At 68.4% G+C, this 26862-nt stretch carries 25 protein-coding genes and 1 pseudogene; 11 read left to right on the top strand and 15 right to left on the bottom strand.

Going from position 1 to position 26862, the window contains the following annotated elements; translation table 11 throughout:
- A partial coding sequence (locus AB0I53_RS29175; protein WP_358609717.1) for an IS5 family transposase occupies window positions 1-393 on the top strand: 393 nt, incomplete at its 5' end.
- Between the two features lie 8 nt (window positions 394-401).
- Here the strand turns inward: AB0I53_RS29175 and AB0I53_RS29170 are convergent.
- From AB0I53_RS29170 to AB0I53_RS29160, 3 genes are read right to left on the bottom strand one after another with little or no spacing between them, the layout of a single operon-like run.
- Window positions 402-2120 (bottom strand): hypothetical protein, encoded by a 1719-nt coding sequence (locus AB0I53_RS29170; RefSeq protein WP_358609714.1) that lies wholly within the window; start codon window positions 2118-2120, stop codon window positions 402-404.
- An 8-nt stretch (window positions 2121-2128) separates the two neighbouring features.
- The gene (locus AB0I53_RS29165; RefSeq protein ID WP_358609711.1) at window positions 2129-2425 is read right to left on the bottom strand and encodes a WXG100 family type VII secretion target; all 297 of its coding nucleotides are present in this window, start codon (window positions 2423-2425) and stop codon (window positions 2129-2131) included.
- A gap of 12 nt (window positions 2426-2437) precedes the next feature.
- Window positions 2438-2653, bottom strand: a complete 216-nt coding sequence (locus AB0I53_RS29160; protein WP_358609708.1) for a hypothetical protein — start codon at window positions 2651-2653, stop codon at window positions 2438-2440.
- Between the two features lie 141 nt (window positions 2654-2794).
- Between AB0I53_RS29160 and AB0I53_RS29155 the strand changes: the two genes are divergently transcribed.
- The gene (locus AB0I53_RS29155) at window positions 2795-5482 is read left to right on the top strand and encodes a serine/threonine-protein kinase (protein ID WP_358609706.1); all 2688 of its coding nucleotides are present in this window, start codon (window positions 2795-2797) and stop codon (window positions 5480-5482) included.
- A 306-nt stretch (window positions 5483-5788) separates the two neighbouring features.
- Here AB0I53_RS29155 and AB0I53_RS29150 read toward each other — a convergent pair whose 3' ends face one another.
- From AB0I53_RS29150 to AB0I53_RS29120, 7 genes are all read right to left on the bottom strand, one after another.
- Window positions 5789-7981, bottom strand: a complete 2193-nt coding sequence (locus AB0I53_RS29150; RefSeq protein WP_358609703.1) for a trehalase family glycosidase — start codon at window positions 7979-7981, stop codon at window positions 5789-5791.
- A complete protein-coding gene (locus AB0I53_RS29145) occupies window positions 7978-10062 on the bottom strand; it encodes a beta-galactosidase (protein WP_358609700.1) in 2085 nt (694 codons plus the stop codon). Before AB0I53_RS29145 ends, AB0I53_RS29150 begins: the two co-directional genes overlap by 4 nt.
- Before the next feature lie 2 nt (window positions 10063-10064).
- On the bottom strand, window positions 10065-10913 hold the full coding sequence (locus tag AB0I53_RS29140) for a carbohydrate ABC transporter permease (RefSeq protein ID WP_358609697.1): 849 nt from the start codon (window positions 10911-10913) through the stop codon (window positions 10065-10067).
- A complete protein-coding gene (locus AB0I53_RS29135; protein ID WP_358609694.1) occupies window positions 10910-11842 on the bottom strand; it encodes a sugar ABC transporter permease in 933 nt (310 codons plus the stop codon). The genes AB0I53_RS29140 and AB0I53_RS29135 overlap by 4 nt, the downstream gene beginning before the upstream one ends.
- Entirely contained in the window at window positions 11835-13190 is a 1356-nt protein-coding gene (locus AB0I53_RS29130; RefSeq protein ID WP_358609691.1) for a sugar ABC transporter substrate-binding protein, read from the bottom strand. The genes AB0I53_RS29135 and AB0I53_RS29130 overlap by 8 nt, the downstream gene beginning before the upstream one ends.
- 140 nt (window positions 13191-13330) lie before the next feature.
- Window positions 13331-13576: an Lrp/AsnC ligand binding domain-containing protein gene (locus AB0I53_RS29125; protein WP_358609688.1), complete on the bottom strand. Its 246-nt coding sequence runs from the start codon at window positions 13574-13576 to the stop codon at window positions 13331-13333.
- Complete coding sequence (locus AB0I53_RS29120; RefSeq protein WP_358609735.1) at window positions 13533-13745, bottom strand: winged helix-turn-helix transcriptional regulator; 213 nt, start codon at window positions 13743-13745, stop codon at window positions 13533-13535. Before AB0I53_RS29120 ends, AB0I53_RS29125 begins: the two co-directional genes overlap by 44 nt.
- 935 nt (window positions 13746-14680) lie before the next feature.
- Between AB0I53_RS29120 and AB0I53_RS29115 the strand changes: the two are divergent.
- The 5 genes and pseudogenes from AB0I53_RS29115 to AB0I53_RS29095 all read left to right on the top strand — a co-directional run.
- A pseudogene (locus tag AB0I53_RS29115) lies at window positions 14681-14920 on the top strand (Clp protease N-terminal domain-containing protein); the annotation flags it as partial.
- 91 nt (window positions 14921-15011) lie between these two features.
- Window positions 15012-15389 carry a hypothetical protein gene (locus AB0I53_RS29110; protein ID WP_358609685.1) on the top strand — a complete coding sequence of 126 codons (378 nt, stop codon included), beginning with the start codon at window positions 15012-15014 and terminating at the stop codon, window positions 15387-15389.
- Window positions 15386-18712 (top strand): tetratricopeptide repeat protein, encoded by a 3327-nt coding sequence (locus tag AB0I53_RS29105; RefSeq protein ID WP_358609682.1) that lies wholly within the window; start codon window positions 15386-15388, stop codon window positions 18710-18712. Before AB0I53_RS29110 ends, AB0I53_RS29105 begins: the two co-directional genes overlap by 4 nt.
- A gap of 273 nt (window positions 18713-18985) precedes the next feature.
- A complete protein-coding gene (locus AB0I53_RS29100; RefSeq protein ID WP_358609679.1) occupies window positions 18986-19186 on the top strand; it encodes a hypothetical protein in 201 nt (66 codons plus the stop codon).
- 25 nt (window positions 19187-19211) lie between these two features.
- A complete protein-coding gene (locus AB0I53_RS29095; protein WP_358609677.1) occupies window positions 19212-19412 on the top strand; it encodes a hypothetical protein in 201 nt (66 codons plus the stop codon).
- A 376-nt stretch (window positions 19413-19788) separates the two neighbouring features.
- Here the strand turns inward: AB0I53_RS29095 and AB0I53_RS29090 are convergent, their stop codons facing one another.
- Complete coding sequence (locus tag AB0I53_RS29090) at window positions 19789-20664, bottom strand: LysR family transcriptional regulator (protein ID WP_358609674.1); 876 nt, start codon at window positions 20662-20664, stop codon at window positions 19789-19791.
- Between the two features lie 70 nt (window positions 20665-20734).
- Between AB0I53_RS29090 and AB0I53_RS29085 the strand changes: the two genes are divergently transcribed.
- Together AB0I53_RS29085 and AB0I53_RS29080 are read left to right on the top strand one after the other, a co-directional pair.
- Window positions 20735-21052, top strand: a complete 318-nt coding sequence (locus AB0I53_RS29085) for a hypothetical protein (protein ID WP_358609671.1) — start codon at window positions 20735-20737, stop codon at window positions 21050-21052.
- Window positions 21049-21813, top strand: coding sequence for an SDR family oxidoreductase (locus AB0I53_RS29080; RefSeq protein ID WP_358609668.1), 765 nt, complete (start codon window positions 21049-21051; stop codon window positions 21811-21813). Before AB0I53_RS29085 ends, AB0I53_RS29080 begins: the two co-directional genes overlap by 4 nt.
- A gap of 247 nt (window positions 21814-22060) precedes the next feature.
- On the opposite strand, the gene AB0I53_RS29075 is transcribed toward AB0I53_RS29080, so the two are convergent.
- Window positions 22061-22411 carry an FCD domain-containing protein gene (locus tag AB0I53_RS29075; protein ID WP_358609665.1) on the bottom strand — a complete coding sequence of 117 codons (351 nt, stop codon included), beginning with the start codon at window positions 22409-22411 and terminating at the stop codon, window positions 22061-22063.
- Between the two features lie 19 nt (window positions 22412-22430).
- Between AB0I53_RS29075 and AB0I53_RS29070 the strand changes: the two genes are divergently transcribed.
- A complete protein-coding gene (locus AB0I53_RS29070; protein ID WP_358609662.1) occupies window positions 22431-22916 on the top strand; it encodes a hypothetical protein in 486 nt (161 codons plus the stop codon).
- A 39-nt stretch (window positions 22917-22955) separates the two neighbouring features.
- Entirely contained in the window at window positions 22956-23300 is a 345-nt protein-coding gene (locus AB0I53_RS29065; protein ID WP_358609659.1) for a hypothetical protein, read from the top strand.
- A gap of 265 nt (window positions 23301-23565) precedes the next feature.
- On the opposite strand, the gene AB0I53_RS29060 is transcribed toward AB0I53_RS29065, so the two are convergent.
- Genes AB0I53_RS29060 through AB0I53_RS29050 form a run of 3 tightly spaced genes read right to left on the bottom strand, consistent with a single transcriptional unit; the run spans window position 23566 to window position 26817 of the window.
- Window positions 23566-24783 carry a cytochrome P450 gene (locus AB0I53_RS29060; RefSeq protein WP_358609656.1) on the bottom strand — a complete coding sequence of 406 codons (1218 nt, stop codon included), beginning with the start codon at window positions 24781-24783 and terminating at the stop codon, window positions 23566-23568.
- Window positions 24784-24796: 13 nt separating this feature from the next.
- Entirely contained in the window at window positions 24797-25981 is a 1185-nt protein-coding gene (locus AB0I53_RS29055) for a cytochrome P450 (RefSeq protein ID WP_358609653.1), read from the bottom strand.
- Window positions 25978-26817: a methyltransferase domain-containing protein gene (locus AB0I53_RS29050; protein WP_358609650.1), complete on the bottom strand. Its 840-nt coding sequence runs from the start codon at window positions 26815-26817 to the stop codon at window positions 25978-25980. The genes AB0I53_RS29055 and AB0I53_RS29050 overlap by 4 nt, the downstream gene beginning before the upstream one ends.
- Between the last annotated feature and the right edge of the window lie 45 nt (window positions 26818-26862).

The raw sequence follows: 26862 nt of genomic DNA, 5'->3' as shown, positions 1-26862 counted from the left end.
GACCGGGCGGGACTGCCGCTGGCGGTCGCGGTCTCGGCCGCCAACACCAATGACGCACATGCCCTCAAGCCGCTCGTTCTGGCGATCCCCGCCGTGAAGTCCCGGCGCGGGCCCCGCCGGCGCAAGCCGGACAAGCTCCACGCCGACAAAGCCTACGACCAGGCCGCACTCCGAGACTGGATACGCAGACAGGGAATCACCGTACGCATCGCCCGCAAGGGCATCGAGTCCAGCGAGAAACTCGGCAAACACCGCTGGGTCATCGAACGATGCATCGCCTGGCTGTTCGGCTACCGGCGATTGACCATCCGCTACGAGCGCTATGCCAACCACTTCTGCGCCTTCCTCACCCTCGCCGCCGCCCTCACCTGCTACAAGAAACTCGCGAAATGAGACACGCTCTAAGGCTGTCGCAGCGGAATCACCGGCGGATGGCCGAGGTCGAACTGCTTCAGGACGTAGCCGTCATAGCTGAAGACGCCGTGTGCCTTCTCGGACAGCGTCCGCTGGTAGATCTCCCTCGCCTCGTCCTCGGACTTGCCCAGCTCGCGCGCGCGGGCGCGAACGGCTGCGGCGTGCTTCTGGATTTCGCCGATCTTCGATTCAGTCAGTTCGCCGTACGGGAACCCGCCACCGTCGTGTTTGACCGCCGCGCGCACCACGAAGTAGTCGACCTTGTTCTTCGCCAACGCCTCTTCGAGATCCTCCGCGAGGGATTTGAAGTGTTCGTCCCTCTTCATCGCGGCGATGATCGACCTCATGTACTCGCGGTGCCCCTGCTCGTAGTGCTTTCCGTCCAGGCCACGGCGAGCCCCCAGACTGGAGTCGGGGCTCTTCGCTTCCGCCACCATGAATCCCACCCGTCGCCCATCGGGCCCGATCACGCGGTAGATCAGGTCGAACCGGCCTGCACCGCCTTTGATCTCACGCCCCTTGGCGTCCTTCACGACCACGGGATCCAGCCGGTAGCCGGGCGGCAGCCTCCTGGCCAGATCGCGCATCGCCTGCCGCGTGGCGGTCTCGCCGAACTCCTCTCCAGCCAGGCTGGTGAGCAGGCTCGAACCGGACCGGTCCAGCTCGTCCAGCGGATGCTTGCCGAGACGGCTGCCTCGGACGGGTTTGCCGTCCAGAGCAGCTTGTATTTCGGCGCGGTCTTTGAGGTAGCCGCCCCGCCGCTTCGCCTGCATATCGGCGATCTCCAAGTCCTCGCCGGTCAGCGTCCGGCGATTCCCCCTGATCACCACCGGCTTGCCGTCGGAACCCAGGTGGTATTCCGACCGGATCGCTTCCGGCTTGCCGGACTTCAAGCGGAAACGGCCTTCCGAATCACTCTCGATGTCCGGGACCGGGTGCCCCAGGAAGAGCGGCCGCTTCGCCTTCTTCTGGATCCACGGCCGAGCGTCGGTCTCGCTGTCGTAGTATTCGGCGTACACCCTCCTCGCCAGCTCATCGTTCCCGTTCAGGACGGTGAGCAGGATTTCGTGCGCCTGCTGCATGCTGGGATTCAGAGCATCGCGGCAGGCTTGGATGTCCGCGGCGCACCGCAGTGCGGCCTCCTGGTGGCTTTCACGGGCTTGGCTGGCTTCCCGGCGAGCCTGTTGCCGCTCATGCTCGGCCAGTCGGGCGACGCGGCCTAGCTGGACCGCGTACTCGCGGTAAGCCAGCGGTAGGCCGCTGCTGAACGTCTGCGCCGTCGCTTCGTCCAGGCCGCGCCAGATCGATCCGCCGGTGAACCGCAAGGGAAGCAGGGAGCAGAACTGCCGCAACGCGTTGCGGTACACGGCATCTGCCTGGCGGCCGCGGTTCAACGCCAGCTGGCTCTGCTGCCTGGCTGATCGCAGGGATTTCTCGTACCGCTGGAGAACGCTCGCGCAGTCCCGGTAAGCGGTGTTGAGGGTGCGAGGTCCTTGGGGTAGTTCCGCCAGCATCGTCCCGAACTTCGGCGCGTAGTCACCGCGCATGCGCAGCCGCTCCGTGCCGTCGGCGATCTTGCCCAGTTCGTCGGCGATTTCGCCGGCCTGCCTTGCCTGGGCGTTCAGGCGTCGGATCATGTCCGCGGTCTTGTCCGGGTCGCCCGGAACGGGGTCGCTGAGCAGGTCCAGAACGGTCCAGTCGTCCATTCGGCCGATCAGCTGCCGGCGCTGCCGGCGAGCCGCGTGTCCAGGTCCTGGTGCTCGCGCACGACGTCGCCGAGGAAACCCGCCATGCCCTCCAAACCGCTGAGCATGTTCTGGGCGCCGGTCGTCCACTGCTGGTAGGACTCCTGGAACCGGCCGGAGGCGAGCTGGGTGCGGAACTCGCTGCCGACCAGCTGGTCGATCATGGATTTGAGCGCCTGCAGCTTGTCGTTCATCTCGGCCTGCCCAGACTTCAGCTGCGTGGCGGCCCGCTGCAGCCCGTCGTAGCCGATGTTCACATCTGCCATGGCTTCCTCCTGCTACTCATCTGGCTCCAGCCGGTCGGCGAGGTGTTTGTCGGTGTCGAGCGTGCCTTCCGCCAGGTGGCGCAACAGCGTCGCGGCGCGTTCGGTCAACGCCTGCGCAGCCGATTCGGCCTGCCAAGTGGTCTGCCCGAATCCGTCCAAGGCCGCGTCGATGGCCGGTACGCCCGTCCCGCTCAACGCTCGCGCCGGTTCGGACTCTTGCATTCGCACGCGGATCTCCGTCAACGAAACCGATGTCTGAGTCGCGACCGCCGGGTCGCAACCGAATTGGTTCGCCATTGACGTTTTCGTCCCTGAAATCCGGAGGATTTTCCCGCGGCCGCTGATAATCTTTCGCCAGGCTAGCGCGGAATGCCCGTTGGGGGAAGGATGCAGGAGGCGGGGTCTCAGGTGCCACAACGACTCCTGGCCGGGCGTTATCGGCTGACCAGGATGATCGGCCGAGGCGCTGCCGGCATCGTCTGGCAGGCCCACGACGATCTGATCGACCGCGTGGTCGCGGTCAAGGAACTGCGCCCGCCACCCGGGCTCACCGCCGAAGAACAGGCCGTGTTCCGCGAGCGGGCATTCCGGGAAGCCCGCAGCGCGGGACGGATCGGCCATCGCTGCGTCATCGCCATCCACGACGTCGTTCCCGCTGCCGTGGACCGCGATGAGGCCGTCTACATCGTCATGGAATTCGTGCGGGCACCGACCCTGGCGGAGATCCTGCGAACGGAAGGACCGCTGTCCGCAGACCGCGTGACGGCGCTCGGGATTCAGGTCCTGGACGCGCTGGACGCCGCGCACGAGATCGGCGTGGTGCACCGGGACATCAAGCCGGGCAACATCATGGTCCTTCCCGGTGACGAGGTGAAGCTGGTCGACTTCGGCATCGCGCACAGCGCCAACGACACCCGCCTGACCCAGTCCGGCGTCGCGGGGTCGACCGGCTACATGGCGCCCGAGCTGTTCCACGGCAAGGAACCACGGCCGGCCACGGACCTCTGGGCGCTGGGCGCGACCCTGTTCCACGCGCTGGAAGGCGGCGGCCCGTTCGACCGGGACACCGCCGCGGCGACCATGCACGCCGTGCTGTACGAGGATCTGCCTGATTTACCCGACGACACCCCTCTTGGCCAGGTGATCACCGGCCTGCTTACCCGCGACCCCGATGCCCGGATGACTGGCCAGGAGGCCAAGGCCCTACTGGCGGCACGCCTGCCGGACGCGAGAACTGTTGCAGCAGAACCGGAACGAGAGCGGGAGCCAGAACCAGAACCGGAACCAAAGGCGGAACTGGAACCAGAGCCAGAACCAGAACCGGAGCCAGAACCGGAGCCAGAACCGAAGCCGGAGCAGACTGACTGGGAAGAACGCGCCACGACCACCAACTCCACGACACCGGAGCAACCCGACTGGGAGACTCACCCGACGACTGTGTCGCCCAAGGCGGCGTCGGCCGCGCGAGCGGCGCTGGGGAAGAAGATCCTGGAAGCCCGTGATCCGCGATCGGCCTTGACCGTGGTCTACCTGACCCGCTCCATTTTGAGCGCGTTGCTCGTGTTGATCACCATTCGGTTCTTCTCCATCTTCCCGCCGGCGACGGACTCAGTGCTCGTCTTCGGTGTGCTGATCACCGGGCTCTGCTTAATGGCATTCTTCAGCGTTCCCTGTCGGGGCTGGCTTTTTGCGATCAGGCCAGGATATCTCGCTGTCGACCGCATCGCCGAGCCCAGATTGAAAGATCCGGACCTGAGTAGTGTCACCATCAAATGGGATACCGTGAGTCGCATTGCCGTTGCGACGATCGGCCAGGGCAGGGCTCGGGTTACTTTCCACCTTCGGAGCATCGGCCAGTTGTGGTACCCGTACAACATGTTCGTCGGTCACGACAAAGAAGGGTTCAAGTGGTCCCTGGGCGACGTGCAGGAATCCGCGGACACCGTCGAGAAGTGGTTTCGCGACGCGGCTCCTCGGGGCGTCTCGGTAGTACGGACGCTGCACACCGGTTCCCCGGAACACCGGCGCCCGCAGCCCCGGCTGTACCGTTTCGGTCTGGCTTTCGCCGTATTGCTGGGCGTTCTTGCGTTCGTGCACTTCGTTGGCCCGGGCATGATGCTCGACCGGGCGGCGCAGGTCGACGCGAACACCCGGTACGAGATGCTGCTCGCGACCCCAGAACGGGACCTGGTGGCCGGCGCTACCGCCGACGGCACCATCAAGCTGTGGACCGTCCAGGACCGGCGGAACACCCGTGTGCTCGCCGGCCACACCGGCCCGATCACGGCCCTGGCATTCAACGAGTCCGGGAGCACCTTGGCCAGTTCCAGCACTGACGGCACCACCAAGCTGTGGGATGTCGGCAAAGGGGAGACCATGGCCACCTTCGCCGGTACCGCTTCGTCGTTGGCGATCCGCGGCTCCGAAAGCACTCTCGTCGGCGTGGTTTCCGAGGCCGGGAATCGCATCATCCAACTATGGCAACCAGACGAACCCCGCAACATCCTGACCATCACCGATGGAACCAGTGACCTCGTGCACGTGGCCCTCGAAGGTGGCTACGCCTATTTCCATCTGGGCGGAGTTGACTCCAAAGGCTACCGGCGCCATTGGGACGTGTCATTCGACTTCGGTGAAGGCTGGAAGGTCAGGGGCGGTGGCACACCCGACGCGCCTCCCGCCGGTTTGGACACCGCACGCAGATTCGCATTCACGCCCGGGGAAGTCGGCTACAGATGGGCCGCGGAAACCGCGGAGCACGCAGTGGTCACAGGCGATTTCTACTCGTCGTCCTCCGAAAGGTTCAGCGGGCACACCGCCAGAATCAGATCCATTGCGTTCTGCGGAGACAGTCTTCTCGCCACGAGCAGTGACGACCACACGATACGGATCTGGCAGCGCTACCGAGACGAAGAACAAGCCACCTTCGACCTCGATCCCGAGCAGGGCAGTGCCGACCTGATCGCGCTCGCCGACAGCGGTGCGAGTCTGGTCTTCACCCGAACGGACACCAACGGGCTGTGGTTCTGGGACACCGGGATCCGCGGAGACTCATAACCCGTGTCGCCATCGGAAAACGACCTCCGTGTGGGGCCGCCGGGCGGACAACCCCTTCGTGCGGGCCGGGAACCTCCGCTGGGCACGGAAACACGCAGCTCTCAGCACGCCGATAGAGCGGCGCTGGCTCGTCGATTTCAGAGCCAACAGACTTTCGATCTTTATTCGCTGAACCAAGAACAATGGTGGGGTGGCCATTCATGCTTGCCGACTGGCAGCGCTGCGACGTCAACGCGATCAAGGCGCTGTGGTCAGCTGCGCGGCGGAAAGGCCGAAACCCGGCCGATCCCCGGCGGGCCGGGGCGGCTACCGCAGCGTCGACTTCGCCAGCACCAGCAGCACCGACGCCGACCAGCTGAAGTTGGTGGAGTTCAGCCGGGTGCCGTTGAGCGGGTCGTAGTTCTCCCCGATCGGCGCGTCGCCGAGGAGCCCGTCGGCCCGCCGGACCAGCGCGGTCGCGGCCCGGGTCGCGTCCGGCCGGTAGCCGTAGTCGGTCAGCCCGCTGATGGCGAAGTACGTCTGGTCCAGCCAGTTCGGTCCGCGCCAGTAGTCGGTGTGGTCGAACCCGGGTGCGGACACGGAGACCGTCGGGAATGGCAGGTAGGTGCCGAACGCGTGCGGGTCGAGCAGCGAACGCCGCACGTCGGCCGCCTGCGGCGGTGACGCCACGCCCGCCCATAGCGGTATCGCTCCCTCGATGCCCATGCCGCGCTCCGCCAGTGGCTGCTTCGTTGCGATGTCTACGTCGTAGTAGTAGCCGCTGGCCGGGTCGAAGGCGTGCTCGCGCAGCCATGCCGCGACGCGCTCGGACTGCGCGCCGAACCGCACCGCGTCCGCCGGCCTGCCCAGCGCGGTCGCGATCCGGGCCAGGTAACGCTTGTCGGCGGCGAGGTAGGCGTTGAGGTCGACGGACTCCTGGTCCAACGAGTACCCGATCACTCGCCCGGCCGGGTCGGTGTTGGTCAGCACCCCGGAGCGGTCGAACCGGGGCGCGTTGTCCATCCCGCTTTCCCACGCGGCGGCCTGCCGGATGTCGTCGGGCGTGGCGTTCTGCGGGTCCGTCGTGGCCCCGTACTCGGCGATGCCGTTGCGGTCGTGGTCGCGGGTGCGGTACCACCAGTCGTGGAAGGCCACGAGCTTCGGGTACATCTCGGCCAGGAAGCGCAGGTCGCCGTTGCGCTGGAACACCTCCCAGACGGCCCACCCCGCCAGCGGCGGCTTGCTGTTGCGCTCGTTCCAGTTTCCGCCGCCCTGCGCGGGATCGTTGTAGAAGACGCAGTCCGGGACCATGCCCGCGTCCTGCGGGCGCGCCGAGCCTTCGGTGAGCTGGTGGTCGAAGGCCGAGCGGATGGTGGACTCGGCCAGCGCCGGGTCGAACTGGGCGACCCCGACCGCCGTCTTCCACGAGTCCCAGGCCCAGAAGCCACCGGCGAACCACTTGTAGGTCAGCGACGGCGTGATCCCGTCCGACGCCAGTTCCCCGGCCGGGCTGCGCCAGTTGGTGACGAGCGTTTGCACGCTCTTCACCGCCAGCCCGGCGTACTCAGCAGGCACCCCGGGCAGCGCCGAGCCGAGGTAGCGCCGCCAGCGGTGCCGGGCCTCGTCCGCGGCCTGCTGCGGTTGGTGCAGAGCCCGGTCGACCACCGGCTCCTGGGCGGTCCGTTCCGCGGCGGTGAAGGTGTAGGTCTCGGTCCAGGCCAGGTCGCGGGTGCCGCCGGCGGGCACGGACAGCGGGGTGCGCAGCTCGGTCGAGTAGGAGGTGCCGGTGACGGTGGTGGTCACCGGTTCGGCGTGGCGCACCTCGAATCGTTCCTCGCCGCTGGTCATGAAGTGCCAGGTGTCCCGGACCTGGGCGAAGTCGACCGCGACCCCGCTGCCGGTCGCGGCCAGCGTGAGCGCATCGCGCACCGGGGTCCGGTCGGGGGTGAGCAAGCTTCCGCTCCAGCCGACCTCCAGCCGGCGCAGGCGGTGGTCGGTGGTCCCGATCCGGGCCTGCACCAGCGCGGTTCGGTTGCCGGTGAACTGCAACCGCAGCGTCAGGTGCACGCCGTCGACGTCGTAGCTCTGCTCCAGCGCGCCGGGGTAGGAGACCAGCTGGGGGTGCGGGTCGTCGCCGAGGTCGACCGGCCGGCCGGTGTCGGCGTCGCGCAGCCGGATGCGGGTGAACGCATCGCTCAGGTACCAGGGGTATTCCTGGGCGAGGTACAGGGGGCCGGTGAACCCGCCGGCGAGTCGGCGGTCGCCCGGGATGGGCAGACCGTAGCCGTGCCAGGCACCGGCGTCGGAGAAGGCGTTCAGCGGGTTGAACTCGGGCGGCTCGGCGCTGGTGGGGGTGCCGTGCAGGTCCAGCACGTCCGGCCAGGAGCTCGGTTCGGCCGAGGGCGGGGACGGCGGCCCGCCCCGGTCGGCCGCGGCCGACGTGGCGACGTCTGCGGACACCAGTCCGGTGCCGAGCAGCACCGCACCGGCCAGGCAGGCCAACCTCCGGACGACGCTCATTTCCGCCCCTCTCCCATCCCGGTGTCTGGTCGGTCGACCGCACCGTCCGTCCGCAATGGACTGTCCGTTTCCGTCCGCAGTGGACGGCGTAGCACCGCCGCGCCCCGGGCGGGCAGCTCGATCTCGGTTCCGGACGGCCGCCCGGTCAGCAGGTCCACCCCGGCCGGGGACAGGTGTCCGACCGTCACCGGCTCGGTGTTGTGGTTGAGCAGGAACAGGTATTCGGCGTCGGCGCCGAGTCGGCGGACCGCCTCCACTCCGCTCGGCGTCTCCCCGCAGGTGACGCCCGCGGCGTCGAGGCAGTCGCCGAGCAGGGTGTCCAGCCCGCGGGAGTGCAGTCCGCAGCCGACGTACCAGGCGGTCCCGCCGCCCCGGTGGTTCCGGGTGATCGCGGGTACGCCGGCAAGCTCGCCGTCGGCGTACCGGGCGACCTGGGCCGCGGTGCCCACTTCGACCCACTCCGCCCAGGTCGTGGCGTGCCGGTATCGGTCCGGGTCGGCGTCGTCGGAGGCCAGCCGGGTGACCGTCCCGTCGGCCAGCGGCCACCACTCGTCGACGGCCACCCCGAGCAGGTCGCTGAGCGGGCCGGGCGCCCCGCCGCGGTGCACCCGGTCGTCCCGGTCCACCACGCCGCTGAACGGCCCCACCACGAGGTGCCCGCCGCCGTCGACGTACCGGGCCAGCCAATGCGCGGTGTCCGGCTCGCACAGGTACAGGTTCGGCGCCAGCACCAGCCGCACTCCGGTCAGGTCCGCGCCGGGCGGAACGAACCGAACCGGCAGGTTCCGCGCGTACAGCGGCTCGTACCAGGCGCGCACGATGTCCAGCCACCGCATCCGGCTGCTGGGGTGCTCGTCCAGCTCCAGCGCCCACCAGTTGTGCCAGTCCAGCACCACCGCCACCTCGGTCGGCACCCTGCTGCCGGGCACCTCGGCGAGCCGTTGCAGGTCTGCCCCGAGCCGAGTGGTCCGGGCCCAGCCGCGGCTCGACGTCCCGCGGTGCGGTAGGAGGGCGCTGTGGAACTTCTCCGCACCGGCGACGGACGCCCGCCACTGGAAGAACAGCACGCCGTCCGAGCCCCGGGCCACCGTTTGCAGGCTCCACAACCGGGACAGGTCGGCGGACTTCGGCACGTTGACCGGCCGCCAGCTGACCGCGGACGCCGCGTGCTCCATCAGCAGCCAGGGGGCGCCGTGCCGCAGCGAGCGCATCAGGTCGTAGTTCATCGCCGCGTGGACGTGCGCCTGCGGGTCGGCCGGATCGGGGTAGGCGTCGTCGGAGACCACGTCCTCCTCGGCGGCCATCGCCCAGTAGTCGAGGCTGCGGAACATGCTCATGAAGTTCGTCGTCACCGGAATCGCCCCGGAGTACCGGTCCAGCACGGACTTCTCCGCCCGGTAGCACTCCAGCAGCGCGTCCGAGCTGAACCGCTGCCAGTCCAGCTGCTGGGTCGGATTCCTCGGGCCGGGAGCGGTGCGCGGCGGCTCGATGTGCGACCAGTCGGAGTAGTGCTGGCTCCAGAACGCCGTACCCCACGCCGCGTTCAACGCGTCCACGGTGCGGTACCGGCGGCGCAGCCAGGACCGGAAGTCCGCGGCGGAGATCGGGCAGAAGCACTCGGTCACGTGGTCGCCGTACTCGTTGTGGATGTGCCACATCGCCACCGCCGGGTGGTCGTGGTAGCGGTCCGCCAGCCGCTCGACGAGGCGTGCGGCGGCCTGCCGGAACACCGGCGAGCTCGGGCAGTAGTGCTGGCGGCTGCCGAACTCCAGGCGGACGCCGTCCGCGGTCACCGGCAGCACCTGCGGGTAGCGGCGGACCAGCCACGCCGGGGGAGAGGCGGTCGCCGTCGCCAGGTCGACCGCGATGCCGTGCTCGTGCAGCACGTCCAGCAGCCGGTCCAGCCAGTCGAAGGCGTAGGTCCCCTCGGCCGGTTCCAGCCGGGACCAGCCGAATACGCCGACCGTCACCAGGTTGACGCCGGCCGCGCGCATCAGCGCGGCGTCCTCCGGCCACATCTCCTCCGGCCACTGCTCGGCGTTGTAGTCGCCGCCGAACAGCAACCCGGGAACCCCGGTCATGCTCACTGCTTCACCGCCCCACCGAGAAGTCCGGACACGAACTGCCGCTGGAACGCCACGAACACGACGACGAGCGGCAGCGTCGCCAGGAAGGAACCGAGCATCAGCCCGGCGTAGTCCACCCGCGTCAGCCCGATCATGGTGTTCAGCGCGACCGGGATCGTCCGCATGTCCGGTGTCTGCAACACCAGCAGCGGCCAGATGAAGGCGTTCCACTGGGTCATGAAGGTGTAGATGGCCAGGGCACCCAGCTGTGGTCGCGACACCGGCAGCACGATCCGGTAGAAGATGCGCAGGTCGCCGGCGCCGTCCAAGCGGGCGGACTCGATCAGCTCGTCGGGGAAGTCCACGAAGGACTGCCGCATCAGGAAGATGCCGAACGCGTTGGCCAGGAACGGCAGGATGACCGCCTGGTAGCTGTTGATCCAGCCGACGCTGGCCATCATCTGGAACAGCGGGACGAGCAGCACCTGGGACGGGATCATGATGGTGACCAGCAGCACGCCGAGCAGCATCCGGCGCCCGCGGAAGCGGTACTTGGCCAGGCCGTACCCGCACAGCGCGCTCACCGCGGAACTGCCGATGGTGTAGATTGTCGCGATCAGCACGCTGTTGACCAACGCCTGCCCGAACCCGGCCTCGTCCTGCAACGCGCGCAGGTTGGCCATGATCTGGTCGCTGGGCAGGAACGGCGGTGGCGACTCGAACAGCTCCGCGGTGGTGTGCGTGGCGGCCACCAGCATCCAGTAGAACGGGAAGATGCTGGCCACCGCACCCACCGCCAGCAGCGCGCGGAGTCCGGTCCGGACCAGCAGCCGGCCCGGTGTCCGTCGATGTGCCGTCCTGGTCACGACGACCTCCTTCCCAGCACGGCGAACTGGACCGCCGACAGCACGCCGATGAGTACCACGAGCAACCAGGCGATCGCGGCCGCGTAGCCGAAGTCGAGTTGCTGGAAGCCGACTCGGTAGAGGTAGAGCACCGGGGTCAGCGTCGCGTTGTCCGGCCCGCCCTTGGTGAGCACGAAGTTCTCGTCGAACAGCTGGAGGGTGCCGATGGTCGAGGTGACCGTGCAGAACAGGATCACGGGTTTGAGCTGGGGGAGCACCACGCGGAGGAAAGTGGTCGCCGCACCGGCGCCGTCGATCGCGGCGGCCTCGTACTGCTCCCGGGGCACCGCCTGCAGGCCGGCGAGCAGGATCACCACGTTGTACCCGGTCCAGCGCCAGGTGGTCGAACCGATCACGGCCACCTTCGCCCACGTCGGGTTGTTCAGCCAGTCCACCGGTGGCAGGTGCAGCCAGCCGAGCAACTGGTTGACCACGCCGCCGTCGGTGGTCAGCAGGACGCGGAACACCACGGCGTAGGCGACCAGCGTGGTCACTGCGGGCAGGAAGAACACCACCCGCCACGAGGTGCGGAACCGCAGCCAGGACTGGTTGAGGACCTGCGCGAGCACCAGGGCCAGCCCGATCATCACCGGCACCTGCACCAGCAGGATCAACCCGGCGTTGGCCAGCGCGGTTCCCACCTGCGGATCGGCGAGCAACCGCCGGTACTGGGCGAGTCCCACCCAGCTGGTCTGGCCGTCGCGTCGGCCCAGGAAGCTTTGCAGCAGGCTGGCCAGCAGCGGATAGGCGAAGAACAGGGCGAACAACGCCACCGCGGGGGCGGTGAACACCCAGCCGAACCCCGGCCGTCCTGCCCGGAATCGGCCGAGGGCGCGTGGGCGCTCCTCGGTTCTCGCGGGCTCGGTCGGCACCGCGACCTCGCTAGTCATGGGCGAGCTCCCTCCCGGTCGCGTTGGCGATCTGTCGCGCGGTGTCGCGCAGGGCCTGCGCCGGGTCTTTCCCGTTCAGCAGCACCCCGGCGACCATGTTGTTCACCAGGTCGGCGGCCAGGCTGGAATCCGTGGTGTAGACGAACGGCGGCGCGTGCCCGACCATGTCGGCGAACAGCCGGTAGACCGGCTGGTTCCCGAAGTACGGTTGAGGTTCGTCGAAGAACGGGTCGGACAGCGCGGGCAGGTAGGACGGGAACAGCCCCTGCTGCCGCATCATCTCGACCGCGCTGCTCCTGCTGGTCAAGGCGAAATGGACGAACGCCCAGGCCGCGGTCGAGTTCGCGGCCTGGCTCGGGATCGCCAGCGTCGAGCCGCCGCTGTTGGACGTGGTGGGGCCGCCGAGGTCGAACGCCGGCAGCGGGAGGACGCCGAACCTGCCGGCCAGCTCGGGCATCTCGGAGGTGAGGGTGCCGGTCCACCAGACCGCGGTCGGCGCGGTGGCCGCCGTCCCGGACTTGGTCGCCGACACCAGGCCGTCCCAGCCCTTCTCGTTGTCGATCAGGTCGGCGTCCTGCATGTCCTTGAGCAGCCGCAGCGCCCGCAGCGCCTGCGGGCTGTCCAACGCCACCCGGCCGTCCGGGGTGAAGTACGAGGCGCCCTGCTGTTGCAGCAGCAGCGGGAACATGCTGGTCTCATTGGTGATGTCGTCGACGAGCAACTTCTTGCCGGTGGTCGCCTTGATCTTCTTCCCGGCGTCGAGCAGCCGTTGCCAGGTGATCAGCGAGGCCGGGTCGACACCCGCCGCGGCGAGGTGGTCCCGGCGGTAGAACAACCCGACCGGCCCGGAGTCCCAGGGCAGGCTGTAGAGGCGGTCGTGGCCGTCGGTCGACGCCTGCCACTTGGCCGGGTCGAAGTCCCGCTGCTCGCCCTTCGCGGCCGGGGCCAGGTCGACGAACCCGTGCGGGAAGTTGCCGATGTAGCCGGCCATGTGATCGGTGCCGACGGTCACCACATCCGGCAGCCCGGAGCCGGACTGCAACCCGACCGAGATCTTGTCGTAGGCGTTGTCGTACCCAATGTCCACAATGGTCACCGAGACCTTCGGGTACTTCTTCTGGAACTCCGGCACCAGCGCCTGCAACCCCTCCGCGGCCACGTCCCAGGACCACACGGTGACGTTCCCGGAGACCGAGTCGGGTGCGTCGGCGACGCCGACGAGCTGCTGTCCGTTGCTGGCCAGCGGGGCCGTGTCGGCACCGCCGATGGCGCATCCGCCGACCAGGCTCAGCGCCGCCAGCAGTGCGACCGCCTGCAAAGGTCGCGAGCGGCGTCTGGTTGTCCGCATGTCCGTCTCCTGTCCCGCGAGGCCGAACGTGCCTGGGCACGACTGCCTCCGCTACCGGATTCTGGGCGCGTCGAGGTTCGAGCACGGGCCGGATGCGGCCCTGCACGCGTGGGGTATCGGTCGGGGCGTACGCCGCCGCGTCACCCGCTGCGGTTGACCAGTTCGCTGCGCAGTGTCCGCGTCAGGGTGTGCGCGATGGCCGGGATGCGTTGCAGCCGAAGGGCGATCTCCGCCAGGTGGTCGGTGTCCCGCGCGTGGATCGGTGTGAGCGCATCGGCGCTGCCAGCGGTGGTCCATGCCCGCACGATTTCCTCCTGCGCAGTCAGCGAATCGGTCAACTCGTCACCGGAGATGCCTGGCACCGCGAAGACTCCGAGCAGGGACACCCGACGTCCGTCGATCGATCTGAAGGGTGTGCCCACGGATCACTCCCGACGCCTCGAGCCGCCTGATGCGACGTTTGACAGAGGATGCGGCGAGCCCGGAAACCTGCGCAAGAAGTTCGAACGAGGTCCGGGCGCAAGCACGCAATTCTTGCAAGATTCCGAGATCAATCGCGTCGATGCGCCGGATACTTGCACGAGGCGCGTCGGTCGCACACGATTGATCGACCGGCTCGACCTGACTTCGAAGGCATGGAGACGCGGCATGGTCTATGCGGGCCGCACGGCGTTTGTGTCCGACCTACTGCGCTGCCCACCGGGCGGGCTGGACCGCAGGACGCATCCCGCTTAGGGGTGGTTGCAGAATGGGTTTGCGTGGCGGTGCGGGTGGCGGAACCTCAGCTGCCGTCTGGTCTGTGGGATCCCCGACTTACGTATGACCAATACGCGGCTTCGGGGCTGTCCTCGCCAGACGACATCTGAGAACCCGCGGCGGTGCAAGCTGAGTCCCTCACCGCATGCGGCTGACGCCGCATTCTGAAAGGACCTCTTAGCCAAGACGATCGAGTCAATTCATCCGTGGCTTGCACGGAAACCGTGACAGGGTCGGCGATTTTCGTGCTGTGGCTGGACCAGACCGGGCTGCGTTCGGACGCGACGGTCGCCGCGACCCGGGCGCCGGTCGGGCAGACTCCGGTCGTGCCCAACAGCGGCAAACGGTTCACGGTCAACGCCATGGCACGCCACAATTGCCCTACCCATCAATAACCCGCCACCTATGCCGCAAGGTCCACTCATAAGGTGCCCCGCTGAAGGGCGGCGGGTCGCCTGTCGTCCGTGAACTAGGTGCCCGAGCTGCGTCCTCGGACAGGGCTGGCGGTGCGGCGGGAGAAAGCACGGCGCGGGCCATGCGGCTGCGCATCAGACGAACCCGCTTCCAACGGCAAAATGACCGCCGTCGCCACCCGCTCGCCCAAGACGTTCACAGCGGCTGACCTGCGCGGTGTGTGACCGCTGCCACCGGCACGGGCACTTCGGCATCAAGCTCTGCACCGGAAGCTCGCTGTCTGCATTGACCGAGCGCGTGCGCGGGCTGGTCCGGGAGACCTTGGGGGAGGGGAGGAAGTACCCGGCGGGCACCTTCCGTTCACGGATCGGGCGAAGCGGGCGCTGCAGATGTCGCTGCGCGAGGCGGTGGGCCTGCGGAACAACTACATCGGCACCGAGCACATCCTGCTCGGCCTGCTCCGGGAGGGTGAAGGCTTCGCCGCCCAGCTGCTGGTCCGGCTGGGCTTCGACCGCCCGCAGGCACTCCGGCGGATCCCGGAGGTCCTCGGTCGACCGTGAGCTCATCACATCGGGTGACTGCCCGGTCGGCGCGATCGGGACTTGCCGAATGCGATCACGGATCCTCGCCGCGTTCGAGATGATGTCCGACATGGCACGGATGACCGGATGGCGGCGTGGCGCGGCGTGGACGGGTGGGGTGCTGCTCGTGGCCGGGCTGGGGGTGTTCCTGTCGTTGCTGGGGCTGGACCGGGCGAACCAAACGGCTGGGGTGCTGAGCCTGTTCGTCAGCCTGGCGGGTCTCGGCGTGTCGGCTGCGGCCTACGTCGGTGACCGGAGGGTCGAGAAGCGCGCGGCGGCCGGCAACGAGGGCGGCGGGTCCGTGCGCAACGAGATCAGCGGTGGGAACTTCCACGGCACCGTGCTCCAAGTCGGCCGGATCTCCGGGCAGGTCAAGCTTTCCGCCTCTGAGGAGGACGGCGACGATTCTCCGCGGTCCGGGGAGAGCGAACCGGAACCGCGGCGATGATGCCGGGATCGCGGCGGAAGACGGCGTTCGAGAACAAGATCACCGGGGGCGTGTTTTTCGGCACCGTGATCATGGGCGAGGAGGTCTCCCTCACACTGGCGCCGGAGGTGCCGACCGCGCTCGGCGGTCTGCCTCCGGCCCGCACCGGGTTCACCGGGCGGGACGTCGAGCTGGACGAGCTGGTGGCTGCGTTGGCCGCCGGTGACGGACCGGCAGTGCCGGCGCAGATCACCGGGCTGCCGGGGGCGGGCAAGACCGAGCTCGCGATCCAGGCAGCGCACCGCGCTCGGGCGGAGGGCGCGTTCCCGGGCGGGGTGCTCTTCGTCGACCTGCACGGTTACGACGAACACCAGCGCGTCGCTCCGGCGAGTGCGTTGGAGTCGTTGTTGCGCGCGGTCGGCATCCGGACGGAACACATTCCTCCTGCCGTCGAGGACCGAACGCGGTTGTTCCGCGACGTGCTCAGGGCTTTCGCCGAACAGGGGCGCCGGCTCCTGGTCGTCGCGGACAACGCGTCGTCGGCGAAGCAAGTCGAGCCGCTAGCGCCCGGCGACGGCAGCACAGGGATGGTCGTGACATCCCGGCACACACTGGACGGGGCGGGACCCGGCCCGCGCATGGCGCTGTGGGAGATCGCCGAACTGCCCGAAGAGGCCTGCGTCGAGTTGCTGGCAGGTGAGCTGGCCACGGCACGGCGCAACGAGGACACGCGGGTGCGGGATCATCCACGGGATGCGAGGCGGATTGCCGAGCTGTGCGGCCGGTTACCGCTCGCCCTGCAGATCATCGCATCACTGCTGGCCGCCGACCCGAAGCGCCCGCTGGCCGCCGTGGCAACGGACCTGGCCGACGAGCGAAGTCGGCTGGACGAACTGCGTTACGACGACAACGCCGTGCGAGCCGCTTTCGAACTCTCGTACCGGCAACTGGACACTGAACACGCGGCGTTGTTCGCGGCGCTACCGCTGATCCCGGGACCGCACTTCTCGACGGAGGCCGCCGCCGCCCTGGAGGAGCAACCGGTCCGGGCCGCGCGGCAACGGTTGGACTCGCTGGCCCGCGCGCACCTGGTCGAGCGCGCCGAACTGTACGGCCGGTGGCGGATGCACGACCTCCTCCGCCTGTACGCGGAAGAACTCGCCGCCCAGGCGGTGGAGAGCGACGTCACCGCGCGTACCCGGCAAATTATCGCGGTCGGCCGCGTGCTGGAGTACTACCAGCGCGTGGTCGAGGATGCCATGCAGTCCGAGGAGCCGGACGACGAGGACGCGTGGTTCGGAATGGAACGGCCGAACCTGATCGTGGCGGTCGTATCGGCGCAGGAGACCGACCGACCCGATCTCGCGAGCAAGCTCGCCGCTGCGCTGCGCCATTACCTGAACCGGCAGCGGTATTTCGACGATCTCGCGCAGATCTCCAGAATCGGAGCGGAGGCCGCCCATCGCCTCGGGCAGGTGACGTTGGCGGGCATCCTGCTAAGCAGCTTGGGCGTCGCGCTCCGGGAGCTCAACCGGATCGACGAAGCCGTGGCGGTAGGGGAGGAGTCCGTCCTGCTGCTCCAACGGGTCTGCGACGGCGACGACCTGGGCGAGGCGTACAACAGCCTCGGCGCTGCCCTGACCATGGCCGATCGAGGCCAGGAAGCCCTCGACGTGCTGCGACGAGCCCAGCACATCCATGAACGAACCGGGAACAAAGGCGCCGAAGGCCAAGCCGTCGCGAACCTGGGCAATGTGCTGTATAGCACGTGCGAGTTCGAATCCGCGTACGAGGCGTACCTGGAAGCGGGAGACCTGCTGTGGGAAGCCAGGGATTACCACGGTCAAGCCACCGTGCTGGCCAACGTCTGCCAATGCCTCTGGCAGCTCGACCGGCTAGACGATGCCGCCGAGGCCGGCCGTCTCGGCGCCGACCTGCACGAGGAGATCGGAAACGAGCACGGAGCGGGCCTCGCCCTGGCCAGCCTGGCAGACGTCCTCGGTGAGAAGGGAGAAACGGCGGAGGCCGTCGATCTGTACCGGCGGGCCATTGATCTATTCCAGCACACCGGTGACCAGCGACGACTAGGGATCACCTCGGCCAGGCTCGGTGGACTTCTCATAGACGAAGACAGCGATGCGGCGATCGAGCCGTGTCGGACGGCAGTCCGCATTTTCAGCGAAATCTTCGACGAGGGTGAGACGGCGGAGGCGCGACTGGCCCTGGGGCGTGCGCTTGCCGATTCCGGCCATTTGCCGGAAGGCGTGGAACAATTGGAACTCGCCGCTCGTGGCATTCGTGAATCCGGCAACGTCCAGCTCGGCATGTTCGCGGAATGGCAGCTGGCGCAGGCATACACGCTCGCCGACCGCGCCGATGAGGCGGCAGCTGCGGCCACTCAAGCCGCGCGCCGTGCGCAAGACCTTGGCGACGAAGCCGCCGAGGCCGACGCCTGGCGATTGGTCGCGCGTTCCACGCACCAAAGCTCGGCCGAGGCTACTGCCGAGGCATACGACAAGGCTGTGCCGTTGCTGGAGAAACTGGGCCACGGCTGCGAGTTGGCGGAGGACTACTACCTATGGGGCAGCGCCCTGCACGAGCTGGACCGGACGGCGGACGCCGTGGAGAAATTCCGGCGCGCTCAGCGTTTGTTGCCGAACGCCGAAACCCCGGAATTAGCCGCGCCTCTGGCGTTCAGGCTCGGCGCGGTCCTGTCCGCAGAGCAACGCCACGAGGAAGAAGTGGAGGCGTTGGAGCAAGCACGGACGCTGTTCCGGGCCGCCGGTGATGTCGTTGCCGAGCGCAATGTTTGCGAGCGTCTGCTGATCGCGCTGTGGAAGGTGGGGCGGGCAGAAGAAGTGCGCCACCTCCACTCCGAGCACCTCGTACTGTGCCGCCGAACGGACGACCCCCTGGCGGAAGCGGGATCGTGGCTCTGCATGGGGGATCTTATGTCCGGTGCGGAGCTGCACGAGGAAGCGATCAGCTGCTACCGAGAGGCGCAACTGCTGTGCGAGGGAGCAGATTCTCCCTGGTTGCAGGGCCTGGCGTTGCTCGGGATAGCGACGGCTTGCAACGGCCTGGGAGATCACGACGGTGCTGTGGAAGCCGATAGCCGCTCGGTCGAGCTGCTCCGGCTGGCGGAGAACCGGGAGGACGAAGGCCGCGCGTGGTGGCAGTTGGTACGGGCATACGTCGCCACTGGCCGGCATTCGGCGGCGGCCGAGGCCCTGGAGAACGCGATCGCCGCAGGGCGGGATGCCGGACTTCCCGATGAGCTGCTGACCGAAATGCGCGAAATACTGCGCGAACTGACTGCGGAACCCGAACAGCACGACGAATGACACCGTCCCCGGGAGCTACGGAGTCGGGTGTTCTGCGACGAAGGCGTCGGGGGTCTAGAGCGCCAGGCTTCGTGGGCCGCCCTACGCCCTGGTGTGAATCGCAAATCTCCTCAAGGAACTCGGACAGCAGCTCACTGACGCCAACATGTTCATCAGGTGCCTCGCTCAAGTGCATGGCATCGTCGTCCGTGCTGGGGGCTGTTCCGTCGTTCCTGGCGCTCGATCCGTGCGAAAGCTGCTCACATTGCGACGCGTGCGGAGATACTCTGCGGCATGGACCTCTTCGGTCTTCTCGGTCCGCTCGTGTTCGTGTTTGTCTTTGTAGGCGTGACGTTGCTGGTGGCGTTCACAAGGAAGGGTTCGGTGGCCACCGTCGCGATGACCGCGAGGCGAATCGTGCTTCACTCGGCGGCGCCGCCAGACGTGGTGTATGCCGGGCTCACCCAGCACTGCCCGACCCGGGTACTCAGTTGAGGACGCCGACCCCGCCCGCGGCATCGTGCTCCTGTCTTCCCGGCCGACGGCCTTCACCTGGGGCTTCTTCTACCCGGCCGTCGTCTACGCGGAGGGTGCCGGGACCCGCGTGGACCTCGGGATCAAGTCGAAGGCGGTCCAGTACGGGCCGCTGGTGACGCAGGCGCACCGGAAACTCGCGCACGCACTGGCCAGCTCGACCCAAAGCCGCGTCGAAGGCGGCTGACACAAATGACGCAGAACCGGCGTCCTGCTCGTCGAGACGTTGCACGTATGGTCTCGCCGTGACCGGCGAGTGGTGGGCGCTGACTCGGTTCGAGGTCGCCAACCGCGCTGGCCGGGCACAGCTCGTGGGCCACGATCCGTGCGGGCGATGGGCCAGGCCCGTTGAACTGACCGTGACACGCCCGGCACCGGGCTCTGGCTGGAGCATCCGCAGATGTGCTGCGTTCAGTCCGCTGGCTGCTGATCTTCGCCAGCCTGGTCATCCTTGCGGGAGCCACTCGTCGCTGCCGAATTCGGCAAGGCGGTTTTCGACGCTGTGGGTCCAGTAGCAGGCCCTGGTGTCTTGCAGGCGATCAGCACGTCAGGCATGTACGGCGTTAACTGGACTGGGACCGAACCATCGCGGTCAGGGCGCTGTCGCGATGACTTAGCGCGGCGGCCACGAACGACGCGACCAGCGGGCGGCGGTCCTGCTCGTTCCAGGCGAGCACGAGGCGGCTGGGTGGTGCGTCGGTGACGGGGATGCGGATCAGGCCGGTCGAGACCGGTTCGACCAGGGAGCGGGGCAGCACTCCGATCATCCGGTTCACCGTGATCATGTGGAGCAGCTGGACGACGTCGGCGACTTCGGGGCCGGTGCCGTCGCCTCCGGGGATGCCTTTCCAGCGTGGCAGTGTCTCACCGTCCAGGTCGGACATTCGCACCGCAGCGTGCCCGGCCAGCCGGTGGCCGGGCGGGACGATGACCACGCGGTCCTCGGTGTGCAGCGTCTCGTGGGCCAGGCCGTTGAGATCGTCGAACGGCGCGTAGAGCAGGCCGACGTCGGCCCGGCCGTCACGCAGGAAGTCGGTGCGGTCGCCCGCGCCGCTGAACAGGATGTCCACCTGGCGGGCGTCGGGCTGGTGGGCGTACTCGGCCAGGACCGGTGACAGCAGGCCGGCGTCGCCGCCGGGCTTGATCACGAGCCGCAGGTGGGCTTCGGCGTCGCCGGCGCGCCGGGCGTTGCGGACGGCGGCGCTGACCGCGTTGAGCGCGTGCCGCCCGTGCTCCTGCAATGCCTGCCCGGCCGGGGTGAGTTCGACGCGGCGGCTGGTGCGGATGAACAGCGGGACGCCGAGCCGGGTCTCGATCCGCCGGATCGCCTTCGACAGCGCCGGCTGGGCGATCGAGAGCCGGGCGGCGGCCCGGCCGAAGTGCAGCTCGTCGGCGACCGCGATGAAGTACTCAAGCTCGCGGGTCTCCAGTTCGATCATGCCTCCAGGTTATCGCTGAATAGCGAACCGATCTTGGACATCGGCCACGTACGCTGCCAAGAATTGAGGCATGATCAACCACACGATGATCGTTTCCTTCGATCAGCCCTTGCCGGACAGCGAGCTCGACCAATATCTGGCGGACATCGAACGGGTCATGCTCGACACTGGTCTCACCCGGTCGGTCACGACCCGGCGCCACCTTCCGATCCCCGGCGAGGAGGCCATTCCGGCGCTGATCGCGACCGCGATCGTGCAGGTCGCCGTGGCCGACACCGACACGCTGGCGAAGGCGTTCGCCGCGCCCGGTATGCACGAGGTCATCGAGCGCTGGCAGTCGCGGCACCCGTACAAGGTCGCCTGGGCGAACCACGGGCCGCTGGCATGAGCGATGCGGCCTTTATGCGCGACAACACCCGGAAGACGGGTCTGGTCACCGGCGCGGGCAGCGGGATCGGCCGCGCGGCGGCGATCGAGTTCGCCCGGCAAGGCGCCGCGGTCGCCGTGCTCGACATCGACGAGACGACGGCGGCCGAGACCGCGGAGATGATCGAGAAGGACGGCGGCGAAGCGCTTGCCATCGTCGTCGACATCGCCGACGAACACTCCGTGCGGTCGGCCGTCGAGCGCACGGTCGAGGCCTTTGGCGGCCTCGATTTCGCCGTGAACAACGCCGGTCTGGCCTCGCACCACCGGCAGCTCGACCAGCTGACCCTGGACGAGTTCGAGCGCGTGGTCCACGTCAATCTGGCCGGGACCTTCCTGTGCATGAAGTACGAGTTGCCCCTGCTCAAAGGCGGCGGCGCGATCGTCAACGTCGCTTCCAACGGCGGCCTGTACGCGATCCCGCACGCCCCCGCCTACGTAGCCGCCAAGCACGGCATCGTCGGGCTCACCAAAGCCGCCGCGGTCGACTACGCGGCCGACGGCATCCGGGTCAACGCCGTCTGTCCCGGCCCGACCCGCACTCCCGGGTTCGAAAAGGTGGCAGCCGGCACCGACATGCTCGCGAGGCAGGAGGCAATCACGCCGCTCGGCCGATTGGCCACCCCGGAGGAGGCCGCGGCGGCCGCGGTCTGGCTCTGCGCGGACGCCGCGTCCTACGTCACCGGGATCGCGATGTCGGTCGACGGCGGGCGGCGGGCATGACGGTCATCGCGGTCGAAGAGCACATGTCCACCGAGGCGTTTCTGCGCATCGTGCACGGCTGAATGCGTGTGTTCGCCATCGCTTGGGCCTGGGTCCGCCTGGAGATCGCCCGCGATCTCCAGGCGCGGCGCTACCCGGTCATGCAGGGTCATTCGCCTCGTTGCCGCCGATCCCGGTATTCGTCGAGCAGCAGCTTCGTGGTCAGCTCGATGTGGTCGCGAAGTGCTTCGACCGTGCCCGGGACGTCTCACTCGATGGCGCGTTCGCAGATGAGCCTGTGTTCTGCGGGGACATCCCGGTGGCTGTGTTCGCCCGAGGTGCGGGCCCAGCACCGGTAGACCTCGGCGGATTCACGCAACTGGGTCGCCACCTCTCGCAAGTGCTGGTTGGGGCAGCCCTCCAGGAGGGTCTGGTGGAAGCGGGCATGCGCGGTCAGCCACCGCTCGTTGATCGCGCTGCCCTCGTCGGTGAACGTCGTGCGTGCGAGATTGTGGTGGCCCGCGAGCAGATCGGACTCCCACTCGATGGTTCCGTGTGCGAGGGATTCGCGTACCACGTGCGTCTCGACGACTACGCGCGCTTCGGTGAGATCCTGCAAGGTATTCGGGGAAACCTCGATGACCCGGAACCCTTGCTGCGGCGCGAAGATGGGTGGCGATCAACCGGATCTTCGGCAGCTGGCCGGACGGGAGTGGCCGTGCCAGCAGCGTCAGCCATGCCCTGTCGGCCCAGGTGAGTTTCCGTGCCAGCAGCGGATCGCGCCGCTGGGCGACGGCGAGTTCGTGTCGCGGGATCAGGATCTCGATGTTCTTCGTCGTCGAGTCCTGCACGGCAAGGCGCGCTCACGCGAAGAGCCGGGTCATCACCAGGTAGATCAGCTTCAACGCCACGATCAAGCATCGTGCCAGTTCGCTGGGGTTTTCGGCACGCTCAGGTGGAAGGACGGCGGCGGCGACGTTTCATCGGAAGTCCGGGCAGCGTCAGCGGCGGCGTGGGCGCAGTGGCTGAAGTCGCGGGCGGAGGAGCACGTTCGGGCAGCCGCACATGCCCGAACGTCGCCGCATGGCGGCCGTTTCCCTTTTGCGGTGGAAGTTTTCGGTTGAATCGGTGGTGCAATCGACATCCGATGAAGGGATTCGCCAATGAAGCAGTCAACCAAGCGTCGGGCCGGCCGTGGTCTCGTGCTGGTCGCAACCCTGGGTGCGGCGCTGGTCACGGCGACGGCCGGCACCGCCGCAGCCGCCACCCCGGGCCAGTTCACCTTGTGCTCCAAGGGAGGCTACGACTCCTACGCCGCCTTCCCGGATTCGCACTCGTCCACTGTGATCGTCCCCGACGGGCAGTGCATCACGCTCGGTATCAGCGGCACGGAGCGGTACGAGATCCGCATCGCGAGCAACGATGAGACCATGGGAGGCGGCACGTACGACCCGCGCGAAGGGGTGACCGTCACCACCGTCGAAGGGCCCGGCTTCTTCTGGTCCTGACGGCTGGGCGGGGCAGTGCGGACATCGTGGCGCACGGTGTCGGAACTGCCCCGTTCGCGTCCGGCCTGGGCCAGGCGGGGGAACCACCTGTGCTGGTCGAAAATTCGATTATCTGGCCTGGACTTTCATGCGGCGGGCCGTTCCCTTTGTTGGTCATGCTCTCCTTCGTAACGGAATAGTCGGCAGAAGTCGACACGCCGCGGACCCGTCGACGATGGCGTGGTGACGACGCGGGCCGGAGCTCGGGCCTCCCCGCTTGGCGGGCTCAGTCCCAGGCCACCGGGAGCGACAGCACGCCGAAGATGCCTTCGTTGAGCTTGTAGCGGAGTTCCTCGGCGGGAACGGCCAGCCGCAGGCCCGGAATTCGCCGCAGCAGCGTGGGAAAGACGATCTGAAGTTCGGCCCGGGCCAGCGATTGGCCCACGCACTGGTGCGGTCCGAAGCCGAAGGCGACGTGCTGCCTGGACTTCCGGTGGATGTCCACAGTGTCCGGATCCGGGAAGGCCGTCGCGTCCCGGTTGGCCGACGGCGTCAGGGCCACGATCCCGTCACCGGCGCGGATGAGCCGGCCGCCCACTTCCAGATCTTCGGTGGCGACACGGGTGGTGGCGAACTCCGAGATCGACAGGTAGCGCAGCAGTTCCTCGACCGCGCGGGAGGCGAGGCCTGCGTTCTCGCGCAGCGCGGCGGCCTGCTCCGGGTGCTGCAGGAGGGTGAGGACACCGAGCGAGATCATGTTGGCGGTGGTCTCGTGCCCCGCCACCAGCAGCAGCATCGAGGTGGTGAGCACGTCGGGCCGGGTGAGCTTGCCGGCCTCGTGCTGCCGGACCAGCCGGGAGACGATGTCGTCGGCCGGTTCCCGCTGCTTGATCGCGATCAGCTCGTCGAAGTAGCCCAGGATCGCCGCGTTGGCCTCCTGGGTCTGCTCGGGGGTCGTGTCGGCGTCGACCACGGCTCGGGTCCACTCGTTGAACTTGCCGATGTCGGCGACGGGCACCCCGAGCAGCCAGCAGATCACCGTGCTCGGCACCGGCAGCGCCAGCTCCGCGACCAGGTCCACCGGCTTCGGGCCGTCGATGATGCGGTCCACACGCTCGTCGACCAGCCGTTGGATGGCCGGTCGCAACGCCTTCACGCGTCTGATGGTGAAGTCCGCCGAAACCATCCGGCGGAGCTGCCCGTGCTCGGGCGGGTCGGTCCGGATGAACCCGGGGTGGAAGCCGACGTCGACCAGGGTGCGCTCGGCCGCGGAGATGATCGGGAAGCCGGGTTTCCGCAGGTCGGCGCTGACCCGCGGGTCGCGCAGCACCGCGCGCACGTCGGCGTACCGGCTGATCAACCAGGTCCGGCTGCCGTCGGGCAGGATCGCCGGGGCCACCGGGGCCTCGGCCCGCATCCGCCCGTACTCCGCAGGTGGGTCCAGCGGGCAGCCCGGTGGCCGGGCCATCGGGAACGCCGGGGCCTCGTGCTGGACGTTGGTCATCGCGCCTCCCGTTTCACCACGCCACCGGCAGGGCGCGCACGCCGTGCACCAGGGACTGCGGCAGGTACTCGATCTCGTCGAACGGCGCGTCCAACCGCAGCGCGGGGAACCGCTTCAGCAGCGCCGGGAAGGCGATCTGCATCTCCAGCCTCGCCAGCGGCGCGCCGAGGCAGTGGTGGATGCCGTGGCCGAAAGCCATGTGCGCGCCGGAAGCGCGCCCGGTGTCGAACTCGTCGGAGCGCTCGTGAACCGCGTCGTCCCGGTTGGCCGAGCCCAGCGAGACGAGCACGAACTCCCCAGCGCGGATGAGCTGCCCACCAACGGTGATGTCTTCCTTCGCCTGCCGCATCGCCGCGTTGTTGACGACCGTCAGAATCCGCAGCAGTTCTTCCACCGCGCGGTCGACCGCGGTCCCGTCGCCCATGGCGTCGCGCAGCCGGGCGAGCTGTTCCGGATGGCGCAGGAGCAGCAACGTGCCCAGCCCGAGCATGTTGGCCGTGGTTTCGTAGCCCGCGCCGAGCAGGAAGACGCCGATACCGGCGAGCTCGGCATCGGAGAGCTCCTCGCCGTGCTCGGCGACGAGCCGTCCGAGCAGGTCGTCGGTGGGATGGGCGCGCTTGTCGACGACGAGCCGCGCCATGTACTCGGTCGACTCGGCCCACAACGCGGCGGCGTGTTCCTCGCCCATTGCCAGGTCTACCTGCGCGGCGGTGCGCCGCTGGAACTCGGCGCGGTCCGCGTACGGCACGCCGAGGAGTTCGCAGACCACCAGGGAAGGCACCGGTAGCGCGAACGAGCGCACGAAGTCGGTCGACGAACCGGCTCGCGCCATCTCGTCGAGCTGGGCGTCGACGATCGACTCCACCATTGGCCGCAGCTGGTTCATCCGCCGAACGGTGAAGTTCCCTGCCAGCATGCGCCGGAGCCGGGTGTGCTCCGGCGGGTCGTAGAACAGCAGCACCCCGGGGCCGGGCGGCGCGACCTGGTCGTCGCCCGCGCCCGGCCGCATCAGCCGGGACGCGTCGACGCTGCTGAGCCGCTCGTCGGTGAGGACGTGGCGGGCATCGGCGTGCCGGGCGACGAACCACGCCGGTGTTCCGCTGGGCAGCTCGATGCGGGAGACCGGATCGTCCTCCCGGAGCCGCCGGAACTCCTCGCCCACGTCGAACGGGCAGAACCGCTGCTCGGCCGCGGTCATGCCGACACCGCCTTGCGCGCGGTGAGCACGACGTAGCCGGTGTGCTCCTGGGCGTGTTCGACGACCAGCGGTATCGCCTGCTGGACCTGCTCGGCGATCCGCTTGCCCTGCACCGAATCCACCGCGGGCCGGTAGGAGCCGATCGCGGCCAGGATCGCCTCGCCGGAACGCCGGGTCTGCTCGGTGATGTCGAGGACCTCGGTCACCTCGAACCCGGCCTCGCGCACCAGGCCGGTCATCTCGTCCAGGGGCGGCGGCACGTGGTTGGGCAGCACGTCGACCGCCGCGTCCGGCACCGTGCCCGGCGGCAGCGGCTTGGTCTCGAAGAAGTCGGCGATGACCAGGAGCCCGCCGGGCCGCAACACCCGGTGCTCCTCGGTCAAGGCGCGCTTCTTGTCCGGCATGTGCAACAGGGATTCCAGGGCCAGGACGGCGTCGAACTCGTCTTCGGCGAACGGCATTCCCATCGCGTCGGCGAACTGGAAGCGCACCCGGTCGGCGACCCCGGCGGCAGCGGCGCGCTGGTCGGCCGCCTCGATCTGGCGCTCGGCGATGGTGATGCCGGTGATGTCGCAGCCGAGGGCTTCCGCGAGCAGCGTGGCGGGGCGGCCGGTTCCGCAGCCGACGTCGAGCAGCCGGTGTTCGGGGCCGAGCGCCAGCTTCTCCCCGAGCAGCGCGGTCAACCGGTCCTGGGCGTCGGTCAGCGATGGCGAATCGATGCCATCGGGCCAGTACCCGTAGTGGATGCTCTCACCGAGCACGGCGGAGAAGAACTCCTCCAGCTGGTCGTAGAACATCGCGACCTCGTCCGCGGTGAACGTGCTCTGGTCGGTCAAGTCGGTTCTTCCTTCCATTCCTTGGCTTCGCAGGGGACACAGCGG

Source organism: Saccharopolyspora sp. NPDC050389 (genome assembly GCF_040655595.1).
Classification (GTDB): domain Bacteria; phylum Actinomycetota; class Actinomycetes; order Mycobacteriales; family Pseudonocardiaceae; genus Saccharopolyspora.
Note: the sequence above shows the minus strand (reverse complement) of the source record. Positions and strands in the feature narration are given on the sequence as shown.